The sequence below is a fragment of the Pelomonas dachongensis genome (genome assembly GCF_043555865.1).
GTDB classification, from domain to species: domain Bacteria; phylum Pseudomonadota; class Gammaproteobacteria; order Burkholderiales; family Burkholderiaceae_C; genus Pelomonas; species Pelomonas dachongensis.
In genome coordinates this window covers 271369-295526 of record NZ_JBIGHY010000002.1, presented here as the reverse complement: position 1 = coordinate 295526, position 24158 = coordinate 271369, and the positions used below count along the sequence as shown (strand labels likewise).

Sequence of the window (24158 nt, the reverse complement as noted above, 5' to 3'; positions counted from 1 at the left end):
AGAACAACAACATGCCCGTCATCAAGATCCTCCCGCACGCCGAGTACTGCCCCGACGGCGCCACGCTGACCGGCGCACCCGGCACGTCGATCTGCGAGGTGCTGCTGGCCAACGACATCCACATCGAGCACGCCTGCGACCAGGTCTGCGCCTGCACGACCTGCCACGTCATCGTGCGCGAAGGCGGTCGCTCGCTCTCCGAGATGGAAGAGGACGAAGAGGACATGCTGGACCGCGCCTGGGGGTTGGAGCCCGATTCGCGCCTGTCCTGCCAGGCGCTGCTGCGCCAGCAGGACGTGACGGTCGAGATTCCCAAGTACTCGATCAATCACGCCAAGGAAGGCAAGTGACTGCCGTCCAGCGCATCCTGGGGTTTGAGTCGTCGTGCGACGAGACCGGGGTCGCGCTTGTCGAGGTGGCGGGCGATGCGCCGCCCCGGCTGGTGGCGCAGGCGCTGCACAGCCAGATCTCGATGCATCAGGCGTATGGCGGCGTGGTGCCCGAGCTGGCGTCGCGCGACCACGTGCGCCGCGTGCTGCCGTTGACGCGCGAAGTGCTGTCGCAGTCGGGCCTGGCGCTGCAGGACGTGGACATGATCGCTTACACGCAAGGGCCGGGTCTTGCGGGCGCACTGCTCGTCGGCGCCGGCGTGGCGGTTTCGCTGGCCGCAGCGTTGGACGTGCCGGCGCTGCCCATCCATCACTTGGAGGGGCATCTGTTGTCGCCCTTCCTGTCGGCCGATCCGCCGGAATTTCCTTTCGTTGCGCTGTTGGTCAGCGGCGGGCATACGCAGCTGATGCGCGTGGACGCTGTCGGCAGCTACGAGATGCTCGGTGAAACCATCGATGACGCGGCCGGCGAAGCCTTCGACAAAAGCGCCAAGCTGCTGGGCCTGCCTTATCCGGGCGGTCCGCACTTGGCGCGCATGGCCGAGTTCGGTAATCCGGAGGCTTACGCGCTGCCGCGTCCGCTTTTGCATAGCGGCAAGCCGGATTTCAGCTTCGCCGGTCTGAAGACGGCGGTGCTGACGCAGGTGAAGAAGATCGGCCCGGATGGTGGGTCCGGGCCGTGCGATCAGACCAAAGCCGACCTGGCTGCGTCGACGCAGGCTGCGATCGTCGACGTGCTGGTGAAGAAGTCGCTGCTGGCGCTGACGGAGACGGGGCTGAAGCGCCTTGTCGTCGCCGGCGGCGTGGGCGCGAACGCCAGGCTGCGCGAGCAGCTGAACTCGGCCTGCGCCAAGCGTGGCATTCGTGTGCACTACCCGGAGCTGTTGCTGTGTACCGACAATGGCGCCATGATCGCAATGGCCGCCGCGCTGCGGGTGCAACGCGGCATGGTCCAGCCCCAGCGGGGCGGCGGCTTCGAGGTGCGCCCCCGCTGGGAACTTGGCAGCTGACGCTCCGCGCCAGCTCTCTCCGGCTCAGAGGATGATCAGCTGGCCGCCGTTCTCGGCGACGCGCTTGACCAGGCTCAGCGTTAGCACGCCGTTGTCGAAGCGGGCTTGCGACTGAGATTGATCGATCTCGACCGGCAGCGAAAAGCTGCGCGCATAGCTGGCGGCGCGGCGTTCGCGGTACAGCACGCGGGAACCATCCGTCGGCGCAGCGGCTTCAGCGGTGGCGGTCTCGATGTGCACGCGGCGGCCTTCGACGCGGACCTTCACGGCCTCCTTGGCGACACCAGGCATGTCGACGGTCACGCTGTAGGCCCTGTCGTCCTCACTGATATCGAGCGCCGGCGTGCGAACGGCCTCGGCATCGAACTGCCGCAGGGCACGGGCGACTTGGCGGGGATGGGTCAGGTAGAACATGGATCGACTCCGTTGGTTTGCGCTGCTGAACCGGTCGGGAGCAGCACCCGATGAACCAGAGATAGGGCGGCCCACACGCGCTTCAAGGGCCGTTTTCGGCCTGCGCTGGACAAGTCACGCATTCGCAGGACAGGCGGTTTGGCGCCCTTGAAACCGCCTGCCATCGGCCACATGTGCGCCGATCGGGTGCGCCGCCGGTTGGGCCTCCTGCTGCTTTGGGCTAGAATCCGAAGGTTTTGCGCGCCGCGAGGTGCGTTGAACACAGAGCACGGCTCGGGGCGGTTTCCCCCGTGACCGCAAGTCAACCCCGGAAACCGTCTGCGGCAGCGCTTTTGTAGTGCGTCTCGCCCGGCCGGACGTCCGAAACCTTTTGGAAAACAAATGTCCATCGCCGAAAAGAAGGCCGAGATCGTCAAGGCCAACGCACGCAGCGCCAACGACACGGGTAGCCCCGAAGTCCAGGTCGCTCTGCTGACCGCCCGCATCAACGACCTGACCCCCCACTTCAAGACCCACGCCAAGGACCACCACGGTCGTCGCGGTCTGCTGAAGATGGTCAACACGCGCAAGAGCCTGCTGGCCTACCTGAAGCGCGTGGACTCCAGCCGTTATGTCGCGCTGATCGGTAAGCTGGGCCTGCGCAAGTAACTCGCCCGAATCCACACGGAGCCTGTCTGGTCCTCAAGCCCAGTACAGGCTCTTTGTCCATTGATCTGCCGGAACCGAGCTGACGTGGTGTCGGATCATTCCAGGACGGTTTGCTGAGCCGTCCTGGAATGGCATCTGGACCAAACCCAGTCTCGTTCCCGGTTCCCCGGACGCCATGAGCGCGTCCACCACAACCAGGAGATGAGCATGTCCATTTTCAACAAGGTCACGAAGTCCTTCCAATGGGGCCGCCACAACGTCGTGCTGGAAACGGGTGAGATCGCCCGCCAGTCCAGCGGCGCCGTTCTCGTCAACATCGAAGGCACGGTCGTGCTTGCCACCGTGGTCGCCAAGACCGAAGCCAAGGCCGGCCAGGACTTCTTCCCGCTGACCGTCGACTACCTCGAGAAGACCTACGCCGCCGGCAAGATCCCCGGCAGCTTCTTCAAGCGTGAAGGCCGCCCGAGCGAGCATGAGACGCTGACCAGCCGCCTGATCGACCGCCCGATCCGCCCGCTTTTCCCGGAAGGCTTCTTCAACGAAGTCCAGGTCGTCGTTCACGTCGTCAGCCTGAACCCTGAAGTGCAGGCCGACATCGCTGCGCTGATCGGCTCGTCCGCCGCGCTGGCCATTTCCGGCATCCCGTTCAGCGGCCCCATCGGCGCCGCCCGCGTGGGCTACGTCAACGGCGAATACCTGCTAAACCCCAGCAAGTCCGAGCTGGCCAACAGTCAGATGGACCTGGTCGTCGCCGGCACGCAAGCTGCCGTGCTGATGGTCGAGTCCGAAGCGTCTGGCCTGTCCGAAGAAGTCATGCTGGCCGCGATCGTCTACGGCCACGAGCAAGGCAATGTCGCCATCGCCGCGATCAATGAGCTGGTCAAGGAAGCCGGCAAGCCGGCCTGGAACTGGACCGCGCCCGCCAAGGACGAGGCCTTCATCGCCAAGGTCAACGGCCTGGCCGAGGGCCCGCTGCGCGAGGCCTACCAGATCCGCTCCAAGCAAGCCCGCACGCAAGCCTGCCGCGCCGTGACCTCCAGCGTCTTCGCGTCGCTGAAGGATGAAGGCGTCGCGTTCGACAAGGTGGAAGTCGAAGGCCTGCTGTTCGAGATCGAAGCCCGCATCGTGCGCAGCCAGATCCTGGCCGGCGAGCCGCGCATCGACGGTCGCGACACCCGCACCGTTCGCCCCATCGAGATCAGCAACGGCATCCTGCCGCGCACCCACGGCTCGGCGCTGTTCACCCGGGGTGAGACGCAGGCTCTCGTGGTTGCCACGCTGGGCACGGACCGCGACGCCCAGCGCATCGACGCGCTGGATGGTGAGTTTGAAGACCGCTTCATGATGCACTACAACATGCCCCCCTTCGCTACCGGCGAAACGGGCCGTGTGGGCAGCCCGAAGCGCCGCGAAATTGGCCACGGCCGCTTGGCCAAGCGCGCGCTGATCGCTGCGCTGCCGAGCAAGGAAGACTTTCCGTACTCGCTGCGCGTCGTCTCCGAAATCACCGAGTCCAACGGCTCGTCGTCGATGGCTTCGGTCTGCGGCGGCTGCTTGGCGCTGATGGACGCCGGCGTGCCGATGAAGGCCCACGTGGCCGGCATCGCCATGGGCCTGATCAAGGACGCCAACCGCTTCGCCGTGCTGACCGACATCCTGGGTGACGAAGATCACCTGGGCGACATGGACTTCAAGGTGGCCGGCACGACGACGGGCATCACCGCCTTGCAGATGGACATCAAGATCCAGGGCATCACCAAGGAAATCATGCAGGTCGCGCTGGCGCAAGCCAAGGAAGCCCGCCTGCACATCCTGGGCAAGATGACCGAAGCCATGGGCACGGCCAACACCGAGGTGTCGCAGTTCGCCCCGCGGCTGTACACGATGAAGATCAACCCGGAGAAGATCCGTGACGTCATCGGCAAGGGCGGCGCCACCATCCGCGCGCTGACCGAAGAAACCGGCACGACCATCGATATCGGCGAAGACGGCACCATCACCATCGCCTCGACGGACGCCGACAAGGCCGAGCTGGCCAAGAAGCGCATCGCCGAGATCACGGCCGAAGTCGAAGTGGGCAAAATCTACGAAGGCCCGATCGTCAAGATCCTGGACTTCGGCGCCCTCGTGAACCTGCTGCCCGGCAAGGACGGCCTGCTGCACATCAGCCAGATCGCCCACCAGCGGGTCGAGAAGGTGACCGACTTCCTGCAGGAAGGCCAAGTGGTCAAGGTCAAGGTGCTGGAGACCGACGAAAAGGGTCGCATCAAGCTGTCGATGAAGGCGCTGATCGACCGCGAAGCGGCTCCGGTTCAAGCAGCTCCGGCTGCTGACGCCCCGGCTGCGGAGTAAACCGCGCAGCATGCGCGCCATCGCGATCACCCGCCCCGGCGGGCCCGAAGTGCTGGAGCTGGCCGAGCGGCCGGATCCAGTCGCGGGCCCGGGTGAGTGCCTGATCCGCGTTGCCGCTTCGGGCATCAACCGCCCGGACGTGTTGCAGCGCAAAGGCGCCTACCCGCCACCGGCCGGGGCGAGTGACCTGCCCGGGCTGGAGGTTGCCGGCGAGATCGTCGCAGGTGATGCCGCCGCCCTGGCTGCGCATGGCTTCAGGCTGGGCGACAAGGTTTGCGCACTGGTCAACGGTGGTGGCTATGCCGCGCTGTGCACGGCGCCGGTCGGCCAATGCCTGCCCGTCCCGAAGGGCTGGACGCTGACGCAGGCGGCTACGCTGCCAGAAACCTGTTTCACCGTGTGGGCCAATGTGTTCGAGCGCGCCGGCTTGCAAGCCGGCGAAACGCTGCTGATCCACGGCGGCTCCAGCGGCATCGGCGTGACGGCCATCCAGATCGCCAAGGCGCTGGGCGCCCGGGTGCTGGTGACGGTCGGCAACGCGGACAAGGCCGCGGCCTGCAAGGCGCTGGGTGCCGACGTGGCGATCAACTACCGCGAGCAGGATTTCGTGGCCGCTACCAAAGCCGCGACGGACGGTCGCGGTGTCGACGTGATCCTGGACATGGTGGCGGGCGACTACATCGGCCGTGGCGTGCACGCGCTGGCGGACGACGGTCGGCTCGCGCTGATCGCGGTGCAAGGCGGCGTGAATTCGGAGATCGATGCTGGCCTTGTGCTGCGCAAGCGTCTGACCATCACCGGTTCGACGCTGCGCCCGCGCTCGGCCGCCTTCAAGGCGGGCCTGGCCCGCTCGCTGCGGGACAGGGTCTGGCCGTTGATCGAGTCCGGCCAGATCAAGCCGGTCGTTTATCGCGAGCTGCCTGCTACGAAAGCGGCCGAGGCGCACGCGCTGATGGAATCTAACCAGCACGTCGGCAAGATCGTGCTGACCTGGTGACGAAAGAACTTAGATGAGAAGAAAACTCGTCGTGGGCAACTGGAAAATGCATGGCAGCCGTGCTGCCAACGCCCAGTTGCTTGCAGGCCTCAAGGAAGCCGGTCCCTGGAACGCCGACGTTGCCGTCTGTGTGCCGTTCCCCTATATCGCGGAGACGGCGCTCGCCCTGACCGGCACGACCATCGCTTACGGTGCACAAGACTGCTCGTCGCACGAGCAAGGTGCCTACACCGGCGAGGTGTCGTCGGCCATGCTGCAGGACATCGGTTGCCGCTTCGCCATCGTCGGCCACTCGGAGCGCCGCGCGTATCACGCGGAAAGCGACCAGCTCGTCGCCGACAAGGCCAAGGCTTCGCTGGCCCATGGCGTGACACCCATCGTCTGCGTCGGGGAGACCCTCGCCGAACGCGAGGCCGGCCAGACCGAGGCCGTGGTCAAGCGTCAGCTGGCCGCTGTCATCCACACGTTGGGGCATTGCTGCGGCGAGATGGTCGTGGCGTATGAGCCTGTCTGGGCCATTGGCACTGGCCTGACCGCGACGCCCGAGCAAGCGCAGGCCGTGCATGCCGTGCTGCGGGCGCAACTGCAGGCGGCGACGGATCGCGCCTCCGCCATGCGCATCGTTTACGGCGGCAGTGTCAAGGCCGACAACGCCACCCAGCTCTTCGGCCAGCCGGACATCGACGGCGGTCTGATCGGTGGCGCATCGCTGAAAGCGGCCGACTTTGCCGCCATCTGCCTCGCAGCGGCGCACTGAGTTTTATCGGCGCCCGCCGGCAGGTTGGGTGCCCCTGTTTTGATGGAGTGATTGGAATGCAGTTCTTTGCGAATCTGGTGCTGGTGGTTCAGTTGTTGTCCGCCATTGCGATCATTGTTCTGGTGCTGGTGCAGCACGGCAAGGGTGCCGACATGGGCGCCTCCTTTGGCAGCGGGGCGTCGGGCAGCCTGTTCGGCGCTACCGGCAGCGCCAACTTCCTGTCGCGCGCGACGGCCTTTGCGGCCACGCTGTTCTTCGGCTGCACGCTGGGCCTGGCGTTCCTGTCCAACGGTCGGCCGGTGACGTCGAGCGGCACCGACAACGTGCTGGATCGCGCGCCCATCGTCGCGCCGGCCGCTTCGGGCGCGGCGGCAATCCCTGGCGCCATCGTGGCGCCGGCCGTGCCGGCTTCGATCGCAGCCTCGGGCGCTGCGAACTGAAGTCCGACTAAAACCCTCGCCTCTTTGCCGGGATGTCCCTTAAATCCGGTTTAGAATGCGAGGCTGTCTGGCAAGCAAACCCTCCCAGGTTGCCAGGCAAGTTTGAGTACCTGCCGTCGTGGTGAAATTGGTAGACACGCTATCTTGAGGGGGTAGTGGCGAAAGCTGTGCGAGTTCGAGTCTCGCCGACGGCACCAGAACATGGACCGGGTTCCTGCATCAATGCCGGGACCGGTTAAAGCGGCCTGTCGTCGGGGTCGCCCAGCAGTGGGTGATCCAGGCAAGGTTAGGCGGGCGCGATCCGCGAGCGTATCTGTTGATCCGCTGGTGGCGCGCCCGTTTGCGTTGCTGGTCTATGCTGCGGTCACGTTGTCCAAGTCGTTGTAGTCGACCCAGGAAAGCTTCATGAATCTCGATCAATACCTGCCCGTCATCCTCTTCATCTTGGTCGGCGCAGTGGTCGGGATCGCACCCCAGGTGCTCGGTGCCGTGATGGGCCCGAATCGGCCGAGCGAGGCCAAGAATTCTCCTTACGAATGTGGCTTCGAGGCCTTTGAAGACGCGCGCATGAAATTCGACGTGCGCTACTACCTCGTCGCCATTCTGTTCATTCTTTTCGACCTGGAAATTGCCTTCCTGTTTCCATGGGCCGTGGCGCTCAGGGAAATTGGCCCGACTGGCTTCTGGGCGATGATGATCTTCCTCGGCATTCTGGTCGTCGGCTACGCCTACGAATGGAAAAAGGGCGCCCTGGATTGGGAATAAGCGTCCGCCGACACAAGCTGGGAATTCCAAATGGGTATTGAAGGCGTCCTGAAAGAGGGCTTCGTCACCACGTCGGTCGACAAGCTCATCAACTGGTCCAAGACGGGTTCGCTGTGGCCGATGACGTTCGGCCTGGCCTGCTGCGCGGTGGAGATGATGCATGCGGGCGCTGCCCGTTACGACATCGACCGCTTCGGCATGCTGTTCCGTCCGAGCCCGCGCCAGTCCGATCTGATGATTGTGGCCGGCACGCTGTGCAACAAGATGGCGCCGGCGCTGCGCAAGGTCTACGACCAGATGGCCGAGCCGCGCTGGGTGTTGTCGATGGGCAGCTGCGCCAATGGCGGCGGCTATTACCACTACAGCTACTCCGTTGTGCGCGGCTGCGACCGCATCGTGCCGGTCGACGTCTACGTGCCGGGCTGCCCGCCGACTGCCGAGGCGTTGCTGTACGGCATCCTGCAATTGCAGGCCAAGATCCGCCGCGAAAACACCATCGCCCGCTGAGCTACAGGATGAGCCAAAACCTCGAAACCCTGGCCCAGCAGATTGGTGCCATCCTCGGCGATCGTGTCGTTGAGCTGAAAAATGCGTTGGGTGAGCTGACGCTGACCGTGCGCGCTTCCGACTACCTTGAAGTCGCGACCACACTGCGCGATCACCCCGAGGTGAAGCTGGAGCAACTGATCGACCTCTGCGGCGTCGACTACAGCGACTTTGGCAATGGCGGCTATGAGGGGCTGCGCTATGCGGTCGTCAGCCATCTGCTGTCGGTGACGCACAACTGGCGCCTGCGCCTGAAAGTGTTTGCCACCGACGACGACTTTCCTTGCGTGGCCTCGGTCATGCCGGTCTGGAGCGCTGCCAACTGGTTCGAGCGCGAAGCGTTCGACATGTACGGCGTCATCTTCGAAGGCCACGATGATCTGCGCCGCATCCTGACGGACTACGGTTTCATCGGCCACCCGATGCGCAAGGACTTCCCGGTGTCGGGCCATGTCGAGATGCGCTACGACGCCGAGCAAAAGCGCGTCATCTACCAACCGGTCACGATTGAGCCGCGTGAAATCACGCCGCGCATCATTCGTGAAGACAAGTACGGTGGTCTGTAAGTCATGGCCGAAATCAAGAACTACACCCTGAACTTCGGTCCCCAGCACCCGGCCGCCCACGGCGTGCTGCGTTTGGTGCTGGAGCTGGACGGCGAAGTCATCCAGCGCGCCGACCCGCACATCGGCCTGCTGCACCGCGCGACCGAGAAGCTCGCCGAGCAAAAGACCTACATCCAGTCGCTGCCCTACATGGACCGCCTCGACTACGTGTCGATGATGTCCAACGAGCACGCCTACTGCCTGGCCATCGAGAAGATGCTGGGCCTGGAAGTGCCCATCCGCGCGCAGTACATCCGCGTGATGTTCGGCGAGCTGACCCGCATCCTGAACCACCTGCTTTGGCTGGGCTGCCATGGCCTGGACTGCGGTGCGATGAACATCCTCATCTACTGCTTCCGCGAGCGTGAGGACATCTTCGACATGTACGAGGCGGTGTCGGGTGCGCGCATGCACGCGGCCTACTTCCGTCCCGGCGGTGTCTACCGCGACCTGCCGGACAGCATGCCGCAGTACCAGGTCAGCAAGATCCGCAATGCCAAGGCCATCGCTCAGCTCAATGAGAACCGCAGCGGTTCGCTGCTGGATTTCATTGAAGACTTCTGCAAGCGTTTCCCGAAGAACGTCGACGACTACGAGACGCTGCTGACGGACAACCGCATCTGGAAGCAGCGCACGGTCGGTATCGGCGTGGTGTCGCCCGAGCGCGCGTTGAACCTGGGCTTCACGGGCGCGATGCTGCGCGGCTCAGGCATTGCGTGGGACCTGCGCAAGAAGCAGCCCTACGACGTGTACGACAAGATGGATTTCGACATCCCGGTCGGCACCAACGGCGACACCTACGACCGTTACGTCGTGCGTGTGGAAGAGATGCGCCAGTCCTGCCGCATCGTCGAGCAGTGCGTGAAATGGCTGCGCGCCAACCCGGGCCCGGTCATCACGGACAACCATAAGGTGGCACCGCCGGCCCGCGTGGACATGAAGTCCAGCATGGAAGAGCTGATCCACCACTTCAAGCTCTTCACCGAGGGCTTCCACGTGCCGGAAGGCGAGGCCTACGCGGCTGTCGAGCATCCCAAGGGCGAGTTCGGCATCTACATGGTCAGCGACGGCGCCAACAAGCCGTACCGCTTGAAGATCCGCGCGCCGGGCTTCCCGCACCTCGCGGCGCTGGACGAAATGGGCAAGGGCCACATGATTGCCGACGCCGTGGCCATCATCGGCACGATGGACATCGTGTTCGGCGAGATCGACCGTTGAAGCAGTGACGACGATGACGACTTCCAACACCACCGCTTCGAGCTACACGCTCAGCGACGCCACCCGTGCGCGCTTCGACCGCGAGGTCGCCAAGTACCCGTACGAAATGCGCCAGTCGGCCGTCATGGCCTGTCTGGCCATCGTGCAGCAGGAAGAGGGCTTCGTGCCCCGCGCCGCGGAAGATGCGATCGCGGCTCACCTCGGCATGGCGCCCATCGCTGTGTACGAGGTGACGACCTTCTACAACATGTACAACCAGCGCCCGGTCGGCAAATTCAAGCTGAACGTCTGCGCGAACTTGCCCTGCCAGCTGCGTGACGGCCAGAACGCGCTGGACCACCTGTGCAGCAAGCTCGGCATCGAGCAGGGCGGCACCACGGCCGACGGCCTGTTCACCGTGCAGAAGAGCGAGTGCCTGGGCGCCTGCGCCGACTCGCCGGTGATTCTGGTCAACGACCGCCAGATGTGCAGCTTCATGACCCGCGACCGCCTCGATGAGCTGGTCGATGTGCTGCGCGCTGAAGCCGCGAAGGCCTGAGGACGACATGCTGGACCTCACCAAATTTCAATCCACCGGCAACGAGACCTGCTTCCACGGTCGTCACATCACGCCGCAGATCTACGCAGACCTGAACGGCAAGAACTGGTCGATCAAGGACTACGAGGCCCGCGGCGGATACGCGGCCCTGCGTAAGATCCTGGGCAAGGACGGCGGCGAAGGTCTGACGCCCGACCAGGTCATCGCCGAGGTGAAGACCTCGGCCCTGCGCGGCCGCGGCGGCGCCGGCTTCCCGACCGGCCTGAAGTGGAGCTTCATGCCCCGCCAGTTCCCGGGCCAAAAGTACCTTGTCTGCAACTCGGACGAGGGCGAACCCGGCACCTGCAAGGACCGCGACCTGTTGATGCACAACCCGCACCAGGTCATCGAGGGCATGGCCATCGCTGCCTACGCGATGGGCATCAAGGTCGGCTACAACTACATCCACGGCGAGATCTTCGAGGTCTACGAACGTTTCGAAGCGGCGCTGGAAGAGGCCCGCGCCGCCGGCTACCTCGGCGAGAAGATCATGGGTTCGGACTACAGCTTCCAGCTGCACGCCCACCATGGCTTCGGCGCCTACATCTGCGGCGAGGAAACTGCGCTGCTGGAATCGCTGGAAGGTAAGAAGGGCCAGCCGCGCTTCAAGCCGCCGTTCCCGGCCAGCTTCGGCCTGTACGGCAAGCCCACGACGATCAACAACACCGAGACCTTCGCGGCGGTGCCCTGGATCATCCGCAACGGCGGCCAGGCCTACCTGGAGATCGGCAAGCCCAACAACGGTGGCACCAAGCTGTTCTCGGTGTCCGGCGACGTGGAGCGCCCGGGCAACTACGAGATCCCGCTGGGCACGCCATTCAGCACGCTGCTGGAGCTCGCCGGCGGTGTCCGCAAGGGCCGCAAGCTGAAGGCCGTGATCCCCGGCGGTTCATCTGCCCCGGTGCTGACGGCCGAGGTGATGATGAACTGCACGATGGACTATGACTCCATCGCCAAGGCCGGCTCCATGCTGGGCTCGGGCGCCGTCATCGTCATCGACGACTCACGTTGCATGGTGCAGAGCCTGCTGCGCCTGTCGTACTTTTACGCGCACGAGTCCTGTGGCCAGTGCACGCCCTGCCGCGAAGGCACGGGCTGGATGCACCGCGTGCTGGAACGCATCTACCACGGCGAGGGCAGGGCAGAGGACATCGACCTGCTGAACTCCGTGGCCGACAACATCCAGGGCCGCACGATCTGCGCGCTAGGCGACGCTGCCGCTATGCCCGTGCGCGCCATGATCAAGAACTTCAAGCACGAGTTCTTGCACCTGATTGAACACAAGAAGCCCCTGGTGGCTCCGACCTGAGCGCCTAGGGAACACCCATCATGGTTGAAATCGAACTCGACGGTCAGAAGGTCTCGGTCCAGGAAGGCAGCATGGTCATGCATGCTGCGGAGAAGGCCGGCACCTACATCCCGCACTTCTGCTATCACAAGAAGCTGAGCATTGCGGCCAATTGCCGCATGTGCCTGGTGGACGTGGAAAAGGCGCCCAAGCCGATGCCTGCCTGCGCGACTCCCGTCACTCAGGGCATGATCGTCCGCACCAAGAGCGAAAAGGCGATCAAGGCGCAGCAGGGCGTCATGGAATTCCTGCTGATCAACCACCCGCTGGACTGCCCGATCTGCGACCAGGGCGGCGAGTGCCAGCTGCAGGACCTGGCGGTGGGCTACGGCGCGGGAAAAAGCCGCTACTCCGAAGAGAAGCGCGTCGTCTTCCACAAGAACGTGGGCCCGCTGATCTCGATGGAGGAGATGAGCCGCTGCATCCACTGCACACGCTGCGTGCGGTTCGGCCAGGAGATCGCCGGCCAGATGGAACTGGGCATGGCCCACCGTGGCGAGCACAGCGAGATCCAGACCTTCGTGGGCCGCACGGTGGACTCCGAGCTGTCCGGCAACATGATCGACATCTGCCCGGTCGGCGCGCTGACCAGCAAGCCCTTCCGCTACAGCGCCCGCACGTGGGAACTGTCGCGCCGCAAGAGCGTCAGCCCGCACGATTCGACCGGCGCCAACCTCGTTGTCCAGGTCAAGAACCACCAGGTGCTGCGTGTTGTTCCGCTGGAGAACGAAGACGTCAACGAATGCTGGATCGCCGACCGCGACCGCTTCAGCTATGAAGCGCTGAACAGCGACGCCCGCCTGAACGCGCCCATGATCAAGCAGGGCGGAGCCTGGAAGCAGGTCGACTGGACGACGGCGCTGGAGTACGTGGCCAACGGCCTAAAGGTCATCAAGGCCGACCATGGTGCCAAGGCCATCGGTGCGCTCGGCTCAGCCCACAGCACGGTGGAAGAACTGCACCTGCTGGGCGAAATCGTGCGCGGCCTGGGCAGCGACAACATCGACCACCGCCTGCGCCACAGCGACTTCGGCAATGCTGCCCCGGCGGGCCAGGCGCGCTGGCTGGGCCTGCCCATCGCCAAGCTGTCCGAACTGGATCGCGCGCTGGTCGTGGGCTCCAATCTGCGCAAGGATCACCCGCTGTTCGCCGCCCGCCTGCGCCACGCCGCGCGCCGCGGTGCCGCGATCTCGCGCATCGGCGTGAACAGCGATGACTGGCTGATGTCCGTCGGCGCGTCCATCGCCGCCGCGCCGTCCGCCTGGGTGCAGACGCTCGCGAACGTGGCCGCCGCCATTGGCGACGGCGCGCCGCTGCCCGGCACCGCGACGGACGAAGCCAAGGCCATCGCCGCCAGCCTGTCCTCCGGCTCTGCCAAGGCCTTGCTGCTGGGCAATGCAGCCGCAGAACATCCGCAGGCCGCCAGCCTGCTGGCGCTGGCGCAGTGGATTGGCGAGAAGACCGGCGCCAGCGTCGGTTACCTGACCGCTGCCGCCAACACGGTCGGCGCCCAGCTCGTGAAAGCCCAGCCGCAAGCCGGTGGCCTGAACGCCGCTCAGATGCTGAACGGCACGGCACTGAAGGCCGCGCTGCTGCTGAACACCGACCCGGTGCTGGACAGCGCCAACGCCGCCGCTGCCGCCAAGGCGCTGGACGCGGCCGAGATGGTCGTCGTGCTGAGCCCGTTCAAGACCGGCCTGGACTACGCCGATGTGCTGCTGCCCATCGCGCCGTTCACTGAGACATCTGGCTCGTTCGTCAATGCCGAGGGCCGCCTGCAGAGCTTCGTGGGGGTCGTGCGCCCGCTGGCCGAGACGCGTCCGGCGTGGAAGGTGCTGCGCGTGCTGGGTAACCTGCTGGGTCTCGAAGGCTTCAACCAGGACAGCTCCGAGCAAGTGCGGGAACAGGCGCTGGGCGGTGATATCGCCGGCCGCCTCTCCAACGCCACGTCGGCGACGCCGCAGATCGTGGCCAAGGGCGAGGGCGTCGAGCGATTCGCCAACCTGCCGATCTACGCGACCGACGCGCTGGTGCGCAACGCCACTTCGCTGCAGCTGACCGCCGACGGCCGCGAAGCCGCGATCGTGGGTCTGCCCACCGGGCTGTGGCAGCAGCTGGGTCTGAGCGACGGTGATCAGGTGCGCATCGTGCAGGACGGTGGCGCTGCTCAACTGCCTGCCCGCCTGGAAGCCGCGCTGCCCGAAGGCGTGGTCCGCGTGCCGGCCGGTCTGGCCCAAACTGCGACGCTGGGTGCCGCCTTCGGCACGCTGAGTGTCAGCAAGGTCTGAGGGAGCCTGAAGAAATGATCGACACCCTCTACCAGAACGGGGCCGCACTGCTTGGTGGCCTTTGGCCCGTGGTTTGGAGCCTGATGAAGATCATCGCGGTCGTCGCACCGTTGATGATCTGCGTCGCCTACCTGACGCTGTGGGAGCGCAAGGCCATCGGCTGGTCGCAGATCCGCCCGGGTCCGAACCGCGTCGGCCCGTTCGGCCTGCTGACGCCCATCGCCGACGCGGTGAAGCTGATCTTCAAGGAGATCATCAAGCCCACCGCCGCCAGCAAGGGCTTGTTCTTCCTCGGCCCGGTCATGACCATCATGCCGGCGCTGGCCGCCTGGGCCGTGGTGCCCTTCGGTCCGGACGCCGCTGTGGCCAATGTCAATGCCGGCCTGCTGTTCCTGATGGCGATCACGTCGCTCGAGGTGTACGGCGTCATCATCGCCGGCTGGGCGTCCAACTCGAAGTACGCCTTCCTGGGCGCGCTGCGTGCGTCAGCGCAGATGGTCTCGTACGAGATCTCGATGGGCTTCGCACTCGTCGTCGTGCTGATGGTGAGCGGCACCATGAACATGACCGGCATCGTGCAACTGCAGGAGCAGGGCATGTTCGCCAGCATGGGCCTGACGTTCCTGTCCTGGAACTGGCTGCCGTTGTTCCCGATCTTCATCGTCTACTTCATCTCGGGGCTGGCCGAAACCAACCGCCACCCGTTCGACGTGGTCGAAGGCGAATCGGAAATCGTCGCCGGCCACATGATCGAGTACTCGGGCATGTCGTTCGCGATGTTCTTCCTGGCCGAGTACGCCAACATGATCCTCGTGTCATGCCTGGCCGTCATCCTGTTCCTCGGTGGCTGGAGTGCGCCGATCTCCTGGAGCCTGTTCGGCATGGAAACGCCGAGCTTCATCCAGAGCACGATGGCGTTCTGGAACTGGGCCTGGCTGTTCGGCAAGACCTTCTTCGTCGTCACGATGTTCCTGTGGGTGCGTGCCACGTTCCCGCGCTTCCGCTACGACCAGATCATGCGTCTGGGCTGGAAGATCTTCATCCCCATCACGCTGATCTGGCTGGTCGTTGTCGGTGCCTGGATGCAGACGCCGTTCAACATCTGGAAGTGAGGCGGCGACCATGACTGCAATCACGAATTTCGCGAAGACCTTCTTCCTCTGGGAACTGCTCAAGGGAATGAAGCTGACGGGCCGACATTTCCTGTCGCGCAACATCACGATCCAGTTCCCGGAAGAGAAGACGCCGCTGTCGCCGCGCTTTCGCGGCCTGCATGCGCTGCGCCGCTACGAGAACGGCGAGGAGCGCTGCATCGCCTGCAAGCTCTGCGAGGCCGTCTGCCCGGCGATGGCCATCACCATCGAGAGCGACGTGCGCGCCGACGGCAGCCGCCGCACGACGCGTTACGACATCGACCTAACCAAGTGCATCTTCTGCGGCTTCTGCGAAGAGAGCTGCCCGGTGGACTCCATCGTCGAAACGAGCATCTTCGAATACCACGGCGAAAAGCGCGGCGACCTGTACTTCACCAAGGACATGCTGCTGGCAGTCGGTGACAAGTACGAGCCTCAGATCGCAGCCCAAAAGGAGGCGGACGCCAAGTACCGCTGATCGCTGCAGCGCTGCAAGGCGCCGCGGCGGTCCGGCTCAGCTGGTCTGCATACGCATGGACATCACGACCATCCTCTTCTACGTCTTCTCCGGCATCCTGCTGGTGAGTTCGTTCCGCGTCATAACGGCGCGCAGCACCGTGCATGCGGCGCTGTTCCTGATCCTGTCCTTCTTCACCGCGTCCTGCATCTGGATGCTGCTGAAGGCCGAGTTCCTCGCCATTGCGCTGGTCCTCGTCTATATCGGCGCTGTCATGGTGCTGTTCCTGTTCGTCGTCATGATGCTCGACCTCAACACCGACAGCATGCGTGAGGGCTTCTGGAAGCACCTGCCCGTCGCTGCCGTCGTGGGGGCGTTGATCGCCTTCGAGATGGGCATCGTGCTGATGGGTGGCTTCCAGCTGTCCGACGTGCCTGTGGCCACGCCCCAGCAGCTGGAGATGGGCAACACCAAGTTGCTGGGCATCGAGATCTACACGAACTACCTGTATCCGCTGCAGATTGCTGCAGTGCTGCTGCTGGTGGCCATCATTGCTGCCATTGCGCTGACGCTGCGTCGCCGCAAGGACTCGCGCGCGATGAATCCGTCCGAGCAGGTCAAGGTCACCAAGGCCCAGCGCCTGAAGATCGTCAAGATGGCGCCCACCGTGGCCGCGCCCGCCCAACCTGAAGCACCCAAAGAAGGAGGCCAGGCATGATCGGCGCACTGACCCTGGGCCATTTCCTGACGCTGGGCGCGATGCTGTTCGCGCTGTCGGTGATCGGCATCTTCCTGAACCGAAAGAACCTGATCGTGCTGCTGATGGCCATCGAGCTGATGCTGCTGGCGGTCAACCTGAACTTCGTCGCGTTCTCGCATTACCTCGGCGACATGGCGGGACAGGTCTTCGTGTTCTTCATCCTGACCGTCGCGGCGGCCGAGTCGGCCATCGGCCTGGCCATCCTGGTCGTGCTGTTCCGCAACCGCGCCAGCATCAATGTCGAGGAACTCGACGCCCTCAAGGGCTGAGGACACAACAAGATGTCTGCACAACTCTCGCAAAACACGCTGCTCGCGGTGCCACTGGCGCCGCTGGCGGGGGCCATCATCGCCGGCTTCTTCGGCAAGGTGGTGGGCCGCCGCGGTTCGCACATCGCGACCATCCTGGGCGTGCTGATCGCCTTCATCCTGTCCGCACAGACGCTTTACAGCGTGGCCGTGGACGGGGCGCGCTTCAACGCGACCATCTACGAATGGATGAAGCTCGGCCCGCTGACGATGGAGGTCGGCTTCCTGGTTGACGGCCTGACGGCCATGATGATGTGCGTGGTGACCTTCGTGTCGCTGATGGTGCACATCTACACCATCGGCTACATGGAAGAGGACGACGGCTACCAGCGCTTCTTCTCCTACATCTCGCTGTTCACGTTCAGCATGCTGATGCTGGTCATGAGCAACAACATGCTGCAGCTGTTCTTCGGCTGGGAAGCGGTGGGCCTGGTCTCGTACCTGCTGATCGGCTTCTGGTACAAGAAGCCAACTGCCATCTTCGCCAACATGAAGGCCTTCCTGGTGAACCGGGTCGGCGACTTCGGCTTCATCCTGGGCATCGGACTGTTGCTGGCCTACGGCGGTTCGCTGAACTACGCCGAGACCTTTGCGAAGAAGGACCTGCTGGCCCAGATGGTCTTCCCAGGTACGGACTGGTCGCTGATGACGGTGGCCTGCATCTGCCTGTTCATCGGTGCGATGGGCAAGTCCGCGCAATTCCCGCTGCACGTCTGGCTGCCGGACTCGATGGAAGGCCCGACGCCCATCTCTGCGCTGATCCACGCCGCAACGATGGTGACCGCCGGCATCTTCATGGTGGCGCGCTTCTCGCCGCTGTTCGAGCTCAGTGACACGGCGCTGAACTTCGTCATGGTGATCGGCGCGATCACGGCGCTGTTCATGGGGTTTCTGGGCATCATCCAGAACGACATCAAGCGTGTCGTCGCGTATTCCACGCTGTCGCAGCTGGGCTACATGACCGTGGCGCTGGGCGCGTCGGCCTACTCGGTCGCGGTGTTCCACCTGATGACGCATGCCTTCTTCAAGGCACTGCTGTTCCTCGGCGCCGGCTCCGTCATCATTGGCATGCACCACGATCAGGACATCCGCAACATGGGCGGCCTGCGCAAGTACATGCCCATCACGTGGATCACGTCGCTGCTGGGTTCGCTGGCGCTGATCGGCACGCCGCTGTTCTCGGGTTTCTATTCCAAGGACTCGATCATCGAGGCCGTGCATGCCAGCAACCTGCCGGCAGCGGGCATCACCTACGTCGCCGTGCTGATTGGCGTGTTCGTGACCGCGTTCTACAGCTTCCGGATGTACTTCCTCGTCTTCCACGGCAAGGAACACTTCCACCACAAGCCGTTCCCGGGCGAGCACGACCACCACGACGACCATGGCCACGATTCGCATGCGCACACGCCGCACGAGTCGCCCGCCGTCGTCTGGGTGCCGCTGGTGCTGCTGGCCATCCCGTCGGTCGTCATCGGATTCCTGACCATCGAGTCCATGCTGTATGGCGACTTCCTGAAGGATGCCATCACGGTCAACACCGTTGCCCACCCGGCGATGGCTGAGATCGCGCATCACTTCCACGGTGCGGCAGAGATGGCGCTGCACGGTTTGAAGACGTTGCCGTTCTGGCTGGCATTCGCCGGTGTGACCACCGCCTACCTGTTCTACATGGTGGCGCCCAGCATTCCCGCTACGCTGGCGAAGGTGCTGCGTCCGGTCATCATCGTGCTGGAGAACAAGTACTTCCTCGACTGGTTCAACGAGAACGTTCTCGCCCGTGGCGCGCGCCTGCTGGGCACCGGCCTGTGGAAGGGGGGCGATGGCGCGCTCATCGACGGCCTCGTCATCAACGGCTCTGCCCGCACCATTGGCGGCATTGCCGGCCTGGTGCGTCGTGTGCAGACCGGTCTGCTGTACTGGTACGCCCTCGTCATGATCCTTGGCGTCATGGGTTTGATGACCTGGCAGCTCTGGCCCTATATCGAGCCCCAGTTCAAGGCCCTGGTCGGGTCCTGATCGCGCGGCGGAGAACAAGAATGACGTACCTGAGTCTTGCGATTTTTCTGCCCATCGTCTGCGGCGCGTTGCTGCTGGCGGTCGGGCGCGACGAACAGGCCAAGGCCGTGCGCTGGATGGCGCTGGTCGCTGCCGTGGCGAGCTTCCTTGTCACCCTGCCGCTGATCACCGGCTTCGACACCTCGACCGCTGCGATGCAGTTCGTCGAGAACCACGCCTGGATCGAGCGCTTCAACATCCGTTACCACCTGGGCGTGGACGGCATCTCGATGTGGTTCGTACCGCTGACGGCTTTCATCACCATCATCGTGGTCATCTCCGCCTGGGAGGTCATCGAAACGCGCGTGAACCAGTACATGGGCGCGTTCCTGATCCTGTCGGGCCTGATGGTGGGCGTGTTCAGCGCGTTGGACGGCATGCTGTTCTACGTGTTCTTCGAGGCCACGCTGATCCCGATGTACATCATCATCGGCGTCTGGGGTGGTGCGAACCGCGTCTATGCGGCCTTCAAGTTCTTCCTGTACACGCTGGCCGGCTCGCTGCTGATGCTGATCGCGCTGCTGTACCTGTACGTCCAGTCTGGCGGCAGCTTCGACATCCAGACCTGGCACAAGCTGCCGCTGCCCGGCGGCGCACAGACCTGGCTGTTCTTCGCCTTCCTGGCGGCGTTCTCGGTCAAGGTGCCGATGTGGCCGGTGCACACCTGGTTGCCCGACGCCCACGTCGAGGCGCCCACGGGCGGCTCCGTCGTGCTGGCGGCCATCATGCTGAAGCTGGGCTGCTACGGCTTCCTGCGCTTCTCCATGCCCATCGCACCGGATGCCGCGCGCGAATGGTCGTGGCTCATCATCGCCATGTCGCTGATCGCCGTCGTCTACATCGGCCTGGTCGCGCTGGTGCAGAAGGACATGAAGAAACTGGTGGCCTATTCGTCCATCGCGCACATGGGCTTCGTGACGCTGGGCTTCTTCATCTTCAATGAGCTGGGCGTTTCCGGTGGCCTGGTGCAGATGATTGCGCACGGCTTCGTGTCGGGTGCGATGTTCCTGTGCATCGGCGTTCTATACGACCGCGTGCATTCGCGTGAGATCGCGTCGTATGGCGGTGTCGTCAACACGATGCCCACGTTCACCGCGTTCGCCGTCTTCTTCGGCATGGCCAACTGCGGGCTGCCCGCGACTGCCGGCTTCGTCGGTGAGTGGATGGTGATCCTCGGCACCGTCCAGTACAACTTCTGGCTGGGCGGCATCGCGGCCACGGCGCTGATCTTCGGCGCGGCCTACACGCTGTGGATGGTCAAGCGTGTCTACTTCGGCGACATCGCCAACGACAACGTGCGTGCGCTGACCGACATCAACAGCCGCGAGTTCCTCATGCTGGCCGTGCTGGCCGTGGCGACGTTGTACATGGGGCTGTATCCCAAGCCGTTCACGGACGTGATGCACCAGTCGGTTGACGGGCTGCTCAAGCACGTGGCCACGAGCAAGATCCCCGCCTGATCCGAGCAGAGGCAAGAACAATGAACGACATGAACTGGCTCGCGATTTATCCCGAGATCCTGCTGCTGGCGATGAGCTGCGTCGTCGCGCTGGTGGACCTGTGGGTCACCGATGAGCAGCGCCGCCCGACCTACTGGCTGACCCAGCTGACGCTGCTGGTTGTCGGCGTCATGCACTTCTTCTACTACGACGCCGGCCAGACCACCTATGCCATGCAGGGCATGGTGGTGGCCGACCCGATGGGCCACCTGCTGGCGGGCTTCGCCTGCATCGCCACGATGGTCACGCTGGTGTACGCACGCCCTTACGCCGCGTCGCGCGAGATGCTGAAAGGCGAGCTGTTCACGCTCAGCCTGCTGTCGCTGCTGGGCATCAACGTGATGCTGTCGGCCAACAACTTCCTGGTCATCTACCTCGGCCTGGAACTGATGAGCCTGTCGCTGTACGCATTGGTTGCGCTGCGCCGTGACCACGCTGTGGCGACCGAAGCTGCGATGAAGTACTTTGTGCTGGGTGCGCTGGCCAGCGGCTTCCTGCTGTACGGCCTGTCGATGATGTACGGCGCCACCGGCTCGCTGACCATCCCGGAAGTGTTCGACGTCATCACCAAGGGCATCCCGAACAAGGCCGTACTGGTCTTCGGCGTCGTGTTCGTCGTCGCCGGTCTGGCGTTCAAGCTCGGAGCTGCACCCTTCCACATGTGGGTGCCGGACGTTTACCAGGGCGCGCCGACAGCCGTCACTCTGCTGATCGGCGGGGCGCCGAAGCTGGCCGCCTTCGCGATCACCGTGCGCCTGCTGGTGGAAGGAATGATCGGCCTGGCCGTCGACTGGCAGCAGATGCTGGTCGTGCTCTCCATCATGTCACTGCTCATCGGCAACCTGGCGGCCATTGCGCAGACCAACCTGAAGCGCATGTTGGCCTACTCCACCATCGCCAACATGGGCTTCATGCTGCTGGGTATGGCGTCGGGCGTCATGAACGGCAGCAACGAATGGGCCGCCAATGCCTACAGCGCCGCCATGTTCTACGCCGTGACCTACGTGCTGACGACGCTGGGCACCTTCGGCATGATCATCCTTCTGTCACGTGCCGGCCATGAGGCTGAGGAGATCAAGGACCTAGCCGGCCTGGCCAAGCGCAGTCCCTGGTTCGCGCTGGTCATGACCCTGTTCATGTTCTCGCTGGCCGGCGTGCCGCCCACGGTAGGGTTCTACGCCAAGCTGGCCGTGCTGCAGGCGATGATTGGCACCGGTGAGACCTTCTACCTGGGCCTGGCGATCTTCGCGGTCGTCGTGTCGCTGGTGGGTGCGTTCTACTACCTGCGCGTCGTCAAGGTCATGTTCTTTGACGCGCCCACCGACACGGCGGCCATCGCCGCGCCCGGCGACGTGCGTTTCGTCATGACGCTGAATGGCGCCGCCGTGCTGGTGTTCGGTCTGCTGCCCAGCGGCCTGCTGGAGCTGTGCAAGACCGCCATCCTGAAGGCCCTGAGTACCTGACGGAGGCCCGCACGTGGACCAGTCCCTTGCCGTCTGGCTGGTCCTGGCTGTCGCCATCGTCGCGGCCAACCTGCCATATTTCAGCGAACGCCTGCTGCTGGTAGGCCCGCGCCGTGCGCCCAAGGCCGCCGGCTGGCGCTTGCTCGAACTGGGCCTGATGGCGATGTTGACATACGGGCTCGGTGCGCTGCTCGAAACCCGCATCGGTCAGCGCTACAGCCAGGGCTGGGAGTTCTACGCTGCTGGCGCCTGCCTGTTCATCACGCTGGGCTTCCCCGGCTTCGTCTGGAGGTACCTGCGCCGTGGCCGAGGTTGACGATCACCTGAAGGAGCGCGTGCTGGAGAGCACGCAGGTCTATGGCGGCCACTTCCTGGATGTGCGCCGCGACCGTGTGCAGCTGCCCGACGGTGGCACGTCGCATCGCGAGTACATCCGCCATCCCGGGGCCGTCATGGTCGTGCCGCTGCTGGACGACGGCCGGCTGCTGATGGAACGTCAGTACCGCTACCCGATGGGGCGCGTGATGCTTGAGTTCCCGGCCGGCAAGCTGGACGCCGGTGAAGACCCGCTGGCCTGCGGGCGCCGCGAGCTGCTTGAAGAGACGGGTTACAGCGCCGCTGAATGGGCCTACGCCGGCGTACTGCACAACGCCATCGCGTACTCGGACGAGGGCATCCACATCTACTTCGCGCGCGGCCTCGTGCGCGGCGAGCAGCGCCTGGATGAAGGCGAGTTCCTCGAACTTGTCACGCATGGCGTCGATGATCTCGACCGCATGGCCGCAGCCGGCGAGCTGACCGATGCCAAGACGCTGATCGGCCTGCTTTGGCTGCAGCGCTGGCGGCAGGGCGCGTGGACGCTGGACTGGCGCAACGCCTGACACGCGCTTCTCGGTAGATGACCTCTGGCACGTTGTTGCCAGACGTTTAAGCTCGCGCGATTTTGTTTGCCGTCGGAATCCCATGACTCGAGAAAGCTGCTCCATGAAGCGCGCAACGCCGATCCTGACCGCCCTGACCCTGGCTCTGGCCCTCACTGCGTGCGGCAAGGGCGGCAAGCCCGATGACGCCAAGGCGGCGGCCAAGCCGGCAGCCCCGCTGCTGCTGGCGCCCGAGGACCTCCGTCAGGTGGGGCAGAGCGGACTGATCGGCGCGCCCGTCATCAGCGGCGCCATCCAGCCCGCCCGCCGCGCCGACCTGCGCGCCGAGGTGGCGGCCGTCGTGCTGCAGGTGGCCAAGGACAACGGCGAGCGCGTGCGCGCCGGCGACCTCATCATCCGGCTGGACGCCACCGCAATCCGCGATGGCCTGACCTCCGCCGAAGAAGCGCTGCGCGCCTCACAGCAGAGCTTCGAGCAGACCGAGCGCGTGCTGGTACGTCAGCGCACGCTGAACCAGCAAGGCATGATTTCCATGCAGGGGCTGGAGGACGCCGAGGTGCGCCGCAACGCCGCGCAGAGCGATCTGGCCGCCGCCAAGGCGCGCGTCGTCACCGCGCGACAGCAGGTCTCGCGCACCGAGGTGCGGGCGCCGTTCGACGGCGTCGTCAGCGAACGCAAGATCTCGGTCGGCGACACCGTGCAGGTCGGTCGCGAGCTGGTGAAGGTCATCGACCCGACCTCCATGCGTTTCGAAGGCCAGGTCTCGGCCGATCGCCTGGGCGAGCTGAAGCTGAACCAGCCGGTGTCGTTCCGCATCAACGGTTTCGGCGACGCCGAGTTCCGCGGCAAGCTGGCGCGGATCGACGCCGCTGCCAATGCGACCACGCGCCAGGTCGAGCTGATCGCCGAGTTCGACGACAAGACGAAGGCGCCTCAGGTTTCCGGCCTGTACGCCGAGGGCCGCGTCGAAAGCGCCGACCGGCGCGCGCTGGTGCTGGCCGAAGGCTCCATCCAGCGCCAGGGCGACAGCGCCTTCGTCTGGAAGGTTGTCGGCAACCAGCTGAAGAAGGTCGCCGTCACGCTGGGCGAGCGCGACGACCGCCGCGGTGAAGTAGTCATCTCGTCCGGGCTGGCGATGGGCGACCAGGTGCTGCGTGCGCCCACCGGCAGCCTGACGGATGGCGCCGCCGTGCAGCGCGTCGCCGCCGGCGCCGGCGCGGCTTCCGCTGCCAGCAAGTAACCCCGCAG

At 64.7% G+C, this 24158-nt stretch carries 25 protein-coding genes and 1 tRNA gene; 25 read left to right on the top strand and 1 reads right to left on the bottom strand.

Translation table 11 applies throughout. From position 1 onward, the window contains the following. Positions 1–11: 11 nt before the first annotated feature. Both fdx and tsaD read left to right on the top strand, forming a co-directional pair. Positions 12–350: an ISC system 2Fe-2S type ferredoxin gene (gene fdx / locus ACG02S_RS06045; RefSeq protein ID WP_394469542.1), complete on the top strand. Its 339-nt coding sequence runs from the start codon at positions 12–14 to the stop codon at positions 348–350. Next, positions 347–1399, top strand: a complete 1053-nt coding sequence (tsaD, locus tag ACG02S_RS06040) for a tRNA (adenosine(37)-N6)-threonylcarbamoyltransferase complex transferase subunit TsaD (protein WP_394469541.1) — start codon at positions 347–349, stop codon at positions 1397–1399. Before fdx ends, tsaD begins: the two co-directional genes overlap by 4 nt. Before the next feature lie 24 nt (positions 1400–1423). On the opposite strand, the gene ACG02S_RS06035 is transcribed toward tsaD, so the two are convergent. Next, positions 1424–1813, bottom strand: a complete 390-nt coding sequence (locus ACG02S_RS06035; RefSeq protein ID WP_394469540.1) for an Hsp20/alpha crystallin family protein — start codon at positions 1811–1813, stop codon at positions 1424–1426. 381 nt (positions 1814–2194) lie between these two features. On the opposite strand from ACG02S_RS06035, the gene rpsO reads away from it, so the two are divergent. From rpsO to ACG02S_RS05920, 23 genes are all read left to right on the top strand, one after another. After that, a complete protein-coding gene (gene rpsO / locus ACG02S_RS06030; protein WP_394469539.1) occupies positions 2195–2461 on the top strand; it encodes a 30S ribosomal protein S15 in 267 nt (88 codons plus the stop codon). A 207-nt stretch (positions 2462–2668) separates the two neighbouring features. Further along, the gene (pnp, locus tag ACG02S_RS06025; protein ID WP_394469538.1) at positions 2669–4813 is read left to right on the top strand and encodes a polyribonucleotide nucleotidyltransferase; all 2145 of its coding nucleotides are present in this window, start codon (positions 2669–2671) and stop codon (positions 4811–4813) included. 10 nt (positions 4814–4823) lie between these two features. Further along, entirely contained in the window at positions 4824–5810 is a 987-nt protein-coding gene (locus ACG02S_RS06020) for an NAD(P)H-quinone oxidoreductase (RefSeq protein WP_394469537.1), read from the top strand. A gap of 13 nt (positions 5811–5823) precedes the next feature. Then, a complete protein-coding gene (tpiA, locus tag ACG02S_RS06015; protein WP_394469536.1) occupies positions 5824–6567 on the top strand; it encodes a triose-phosphate isomerase in 744 nt (247 codons plus the stop codon). A gap of 56 nt (positions 6568–6623) precedes the next feature. Then, a complete protein-coding gene (secG, locus tag ACG02S_RS06010; RefSeq protein ID WP_394469535.1) occupies positions 6624–7007 on the top strand; it encodes a preprotein translocase subunit SecG in 384 nt (127 codons plus the stop codon). Positions 7008–7119: 112 nt separating this feature from the next. Then, positions 7120–7204, top strand: a tRNA-Leu gene (locus ACG02S_RS06005). A gap of 208 nt (positions 7205–7412) precedes the next feature. Further along, positions 7413–7772 (top strand): NADH-quinone oxidoreductase subunit A, encoded by a 360-nt coding sequence (locus ACG02S_RS06000; RefSeq protein ID WP_394469534.1) that lies wholly within the window; start codon positions 7413–7415, stop codon positions 7770–7772. A 30-nt stretch (positions 7773–7802) separates the two neighbouring features. Continuing rightward, positions 7803–8279: a NuoB/complex I 20 kDa subunit family protein gene (locus ACG02S_RS05995; RefSeq protein ID WP_046113908.1), complete on the top strand. Its 477-nt coding sequence runs from the start codon at positions 7803–7805 to the stop codon at positions 8277–8279. Between the two features lie 8 nt (positions 8280–8287). Further along, on the top strand, positions 8288–8884 hold the full coding sequence (locus tag ACG02S_RS05990; RefSeq protein ID WP_394469533.1) for an NADH-quinone oxidoreductase subunit C: 597 nt from the start codon (positions 8288–8290) through the stop codon (positions 8882–8884). 3 nt (positions 8885–8887) lie between these two features. Next, positions 8888–10141: an NADH-quinone oxidoreductase subunit D gene (locus ACG02S_RS05985; RefSeq protein WP_394469532.1), complete on the top strand. Its 1254-nt coding sequence runs from the start codon at positions 8888–8890 to the stop codon at positions 10139–10141. A 13-nt stretch (positions 10142–10154) separates the two neighbouring features. Then, positions 10155–10679 (top strand): NADH-quinone oxidoreductase subunit NuoE family protein, encoded by a 525-nt coding sequence (locus ACG02S_RS05980; RefSeq protein WP_394469531.1) that lies wholly within the window; start codon positions 10155–10157, stop codon positions 10677–10679. A gap of 7 nt (positions 10680–10686) precedes the next feature. Next, positions 10687–12027 (top strand): NADH-quinone oxidoreductase subunit NuoF, encoded by a 1341-nt coding sequence (nuoF, locus tag ACG02S_RS05975; RefSeq protein ID WP_394469530.1) that lies wholly within the window; start codon positions 10687–10689, stop codon positions 12025–12027. A gap of 20 nt (positions 12028–12047) precedes the next feature. Continuing rightward, on the top strand, positions 12048–14354 hold the full coding sequence (nuoG, locus tag ACG02S_RS05970) for an NADH-quinone oxidoreductase subunit NuoG (RefSeq protein ID WP_394469529.1): 2307 nt from the start codon (positions 12048–12050) through the stop codon (positions 14352–14354). Positions 14355–14368: 14 nt separating this feature from the next. Further along, complete coding sequence (gene nuoH / locus ACG02S_RS05965) at positions 14369–15466, top strand: NADH-quinone oxidoreductase subunit NuoH (protein ID WP_394469528.1); 1098 nt, start codon at positions 14369–14371, stop codon at positions 15464–15466. A gap of 10 nt (positions 15467–15476) precedes the next feature. Beyond that, entirely contained in the window at positions 15477–15965 is a 489-nt protein-coding gene (nuoI, locus tag ACG02S_RS05960; RefSeq protein WP_119046407.1) for an NADH-quinone oxidoreductase subunit NuoI, read from the top strand. Positions 15966–16020: 55 nt separating this feature from the next. Then, complete coding sequence (locus ACG02S_RS05955; RefSeq protein ID WP_394469527.1) at positions 16021–16662, top strand: NADH-quinone oxidoreductase subunit J; 642 nt, start codon at positions 16021–16023, stop codon at positions 16660–16662. Then, entirely contained in the window at positions 16659–16973 is a 315-nt protein-coding gene (gene nuoK / locus ACG02S_RS05950) for an NADH-quinone oxidoreductase subunit NuoK (RefSeq protein WP_394469526.1), read from the top strand. Before ACG02S_RS05955 ends, nuoK begins: the two co-directional genes overlap by 4 nt. A gap of 12 nt (positions 16974–16985) precedes the next feature. Continuing rightward, the gene (nuoL, locus tag ACG02S_RS05945) at positions 16986–19028 is read left to right on the top strand and encodes an NADH-quinone oxidoreductase subunit L (RefSeq protein ID WP_394469525.1); all 2043 of its coding nucleotides are present in this window, start codon (positions 16986–16988) and stop codon (positions 19026–19028) included. 20 nt (positions 19029–19048) lie between these two features. Then, on the top strand, positions 19049–20527 hold the full coding sequence (locus ACG02S_RS05940; protein ID WP_394469524.1) for an NADH-quinone oxidoreductase subunit M: 1479 nt from the start codon (positions 19049–19051) through the stop codon (positions 20525–20527). Between the two features lie 20 nt (positions 20528–20547). Continuing rightward, on the top strand, positions 20548–22029 hold the full coding sequence (gene nuoN / locus ACG02S_RS05935) for an NADH-quinone oxidoreductase subunit NuoN (protein WP_394469523.1): 1482 nt from the start codon (positions 20548–20550) through the stop codon (positions 22027–22029). A 13-nt stretch (positions 22030–22042) separates the two neighbouring features. Then, entirely contained in the window at positions 22043–22345 is a 303-nt protein-coding gene (locus ACG02S_RS05930) for a DUF2818 family protein (protein ID WP_394469522.1), read from the top strand. Continuing rightward, positions 22332–22910 (top strand): NUDIX domain-containing protein, encoded by a 579-nt coding sequence (locus ACG02S_RS05925; protein WP_394469521.1) that lies wholly within the window; start codon positions 22332–22334, stop codon positions 22908–22910. The genes ACG02S_RS05930 and ACG02S_RS05925 overlap by 14 nt, the downstream gene beginning before the upstream one ends. A gap of 103 nt (positions 22911–23013) precedes the next feature. Further along, positions 23014–24150: an efflux RND transporter periplasmic adaptor subunit gene (locus tag ACG02S_RS05920; protein WP_394469520.1), complete on the top strand. Its 1137-nt coding sequence runs from the start codon at positions 23014–23016 to the stop codon at positions 24148–24150. The last annotated feature ends 8 nt before the right edge of the window (positions 24151–24158 follow it).

Excerpts from the sequence above, each read along its gene's own strand:
- fdx (WP_394469542.1), top strand. The coding sequence starts at position 12 with ATGCCCGTCATCAAGATCCTCCCGCACGCCGAGTACTGCCCCGACGGC.
- ACG02S_RS06035 (WP_394469540.1), bottom strand. The coding sequence starts at position 1,813 with ATGTTCTACCTGACCCATCCCCGCCAAGTCGCCCGTGCCCTGCGGCAG.
- rpsO (WP_394469539.1), top strand. The coding sequence starts at position 2,195 with ATGTCCATCGCCGAAAAGAAGGCCGAGATCGTCAAGGCCAACGCACGC.
- pnp (WP_394469538.1), top strand. The coding sequence starts at position 2,669 with ATGTCCATTTTCAACAAGGTCACGAAGTCCTTCCAATGGGGCCGCCAC.
- ACG02S_RS06020 (WP_394469537.1), top strand. The coding sequence starts at position 4,824 with ATGCGCGCCATCGCGATCACCCGCCCCGGCGGGCCCGAAGTGCTGGAG.
- tpiA (WP_394469536.1), top strand. The coding sequence starts at position 5,824 with ATGAGAAGAAAACTCGTCGTGGGCAACTGGAAAATGCATGGCAGCCGT.
- secG (WP_394469535.1), top strand. The coding sequence starts at position 6,624 with ATGCAGTTCTTTGCGAATCTGGTGCTGGTGGTTCAGTTGTTGTCCGCC.
- ACG02S_RS06000 (WP_394469534.1), top strand. The coding sequence starts at position 7,413 with ATGAATCTCGATCAATACCTGCCCGTCATCCTCTTCATCTTGGTCGGC.
- ACG02S_RS05995 (WP_046113908.1), top strand. The coding sequence starts at position 7,803 with ATGGGTATTGAAGGCGTCCTGAAAGAGGGCTTCGTCACCACGTCGGTC.
- ACG02S_RS05990 (WP_394469533.1), top strand. The coding sequence starts at position 8,288 with ATGAGCCAAAACCTCGAAACCCTGGCCCAGCAGATTGGTGCCATCCTC.
- ACG02S_RS05985 (WP_394469532.1), top strand. The coding sequence starts at position 8,888 with ATGGCCGAAATCAAGAACTACACCCTGAACTTCGGTCCCCAGCACCCG.
- ACG02S_RS05980 (WP_394469531.1), top strand. The coding sequence starts at position 10,155 with ATGACGACTTCCAACACCACCGCTTCGAGCTACACGCTCAGCGACGCC.
- nuoF (WP_394469530.1), top strand. The coding sequence starts at position 10,687 with ATGCTGGACCTCACCAAATTTCAATCCACCGGCAACGAGACCTGCTTC.
- nuoG (WP_394469529.1), top strand. The coding sequence starts at position 12,048 with ATGGTTGAAATCGAACTCGACGGTCAGAAGGTCTCGGTCCAGGAAGGC.
- nuoH (WP_394469528.1), top strand. The coding sequence starts at position 14,369 with ATGATCGACACCCTCTACCAGAACGGGGCCGCACTGCTTGGTGGCCTT.
- nuoI (WP_119046407.1), top strand. The coding sequence starts at position 15,477 with ATGACTGCAATCACGAATTTCGCGAAGACCTTCTTCCTCTGGGAACTG.
- ACG02S_RS05955 (WP_394469527.1), top strand. The coding sequence starts at position 16,021 with ATGGACATCACGACCATCCTCTTCTACGTCTTCTCCGGCATCCTGCTG.
- nuoK (WP_394469526.1), top strand. The coding sequence starts at position 16,659 with ATGATCGGCGCACTGACCCTGGGCCATTTCCTGACGCTGGGCGCGATG.
- nuoL (WP_394469525.1), top strand. The coding sequence starts at position 16,986 with ATGTCTGCACAACTCTCGCAAAACACGCTGCTCGCGGTGCCACTGGCG.
- ACG02S_RS05940 (WP_394469524.1), top strand. The coding sequence starts at position 19,049 with ATGACGTACCTGAGTCTTGCGATTTTTCTGCCCATCGTCTGCGGCGCG.
- nuoN (WP_394469523.1), top strand. The coding sequence starts at position 20,548 with ATGAACGACATGAACTGGCTCGCGATTTATCCCGAGATCCTGCTGCTG.
- ACG02S_RS05920 (WP_394469520.1), top strand. The coding sequence starts at position 23,014 with ATGAAGCGCGCAACGCCGATCCTGACCGCCCTGACCCTGGCTCTGGCC.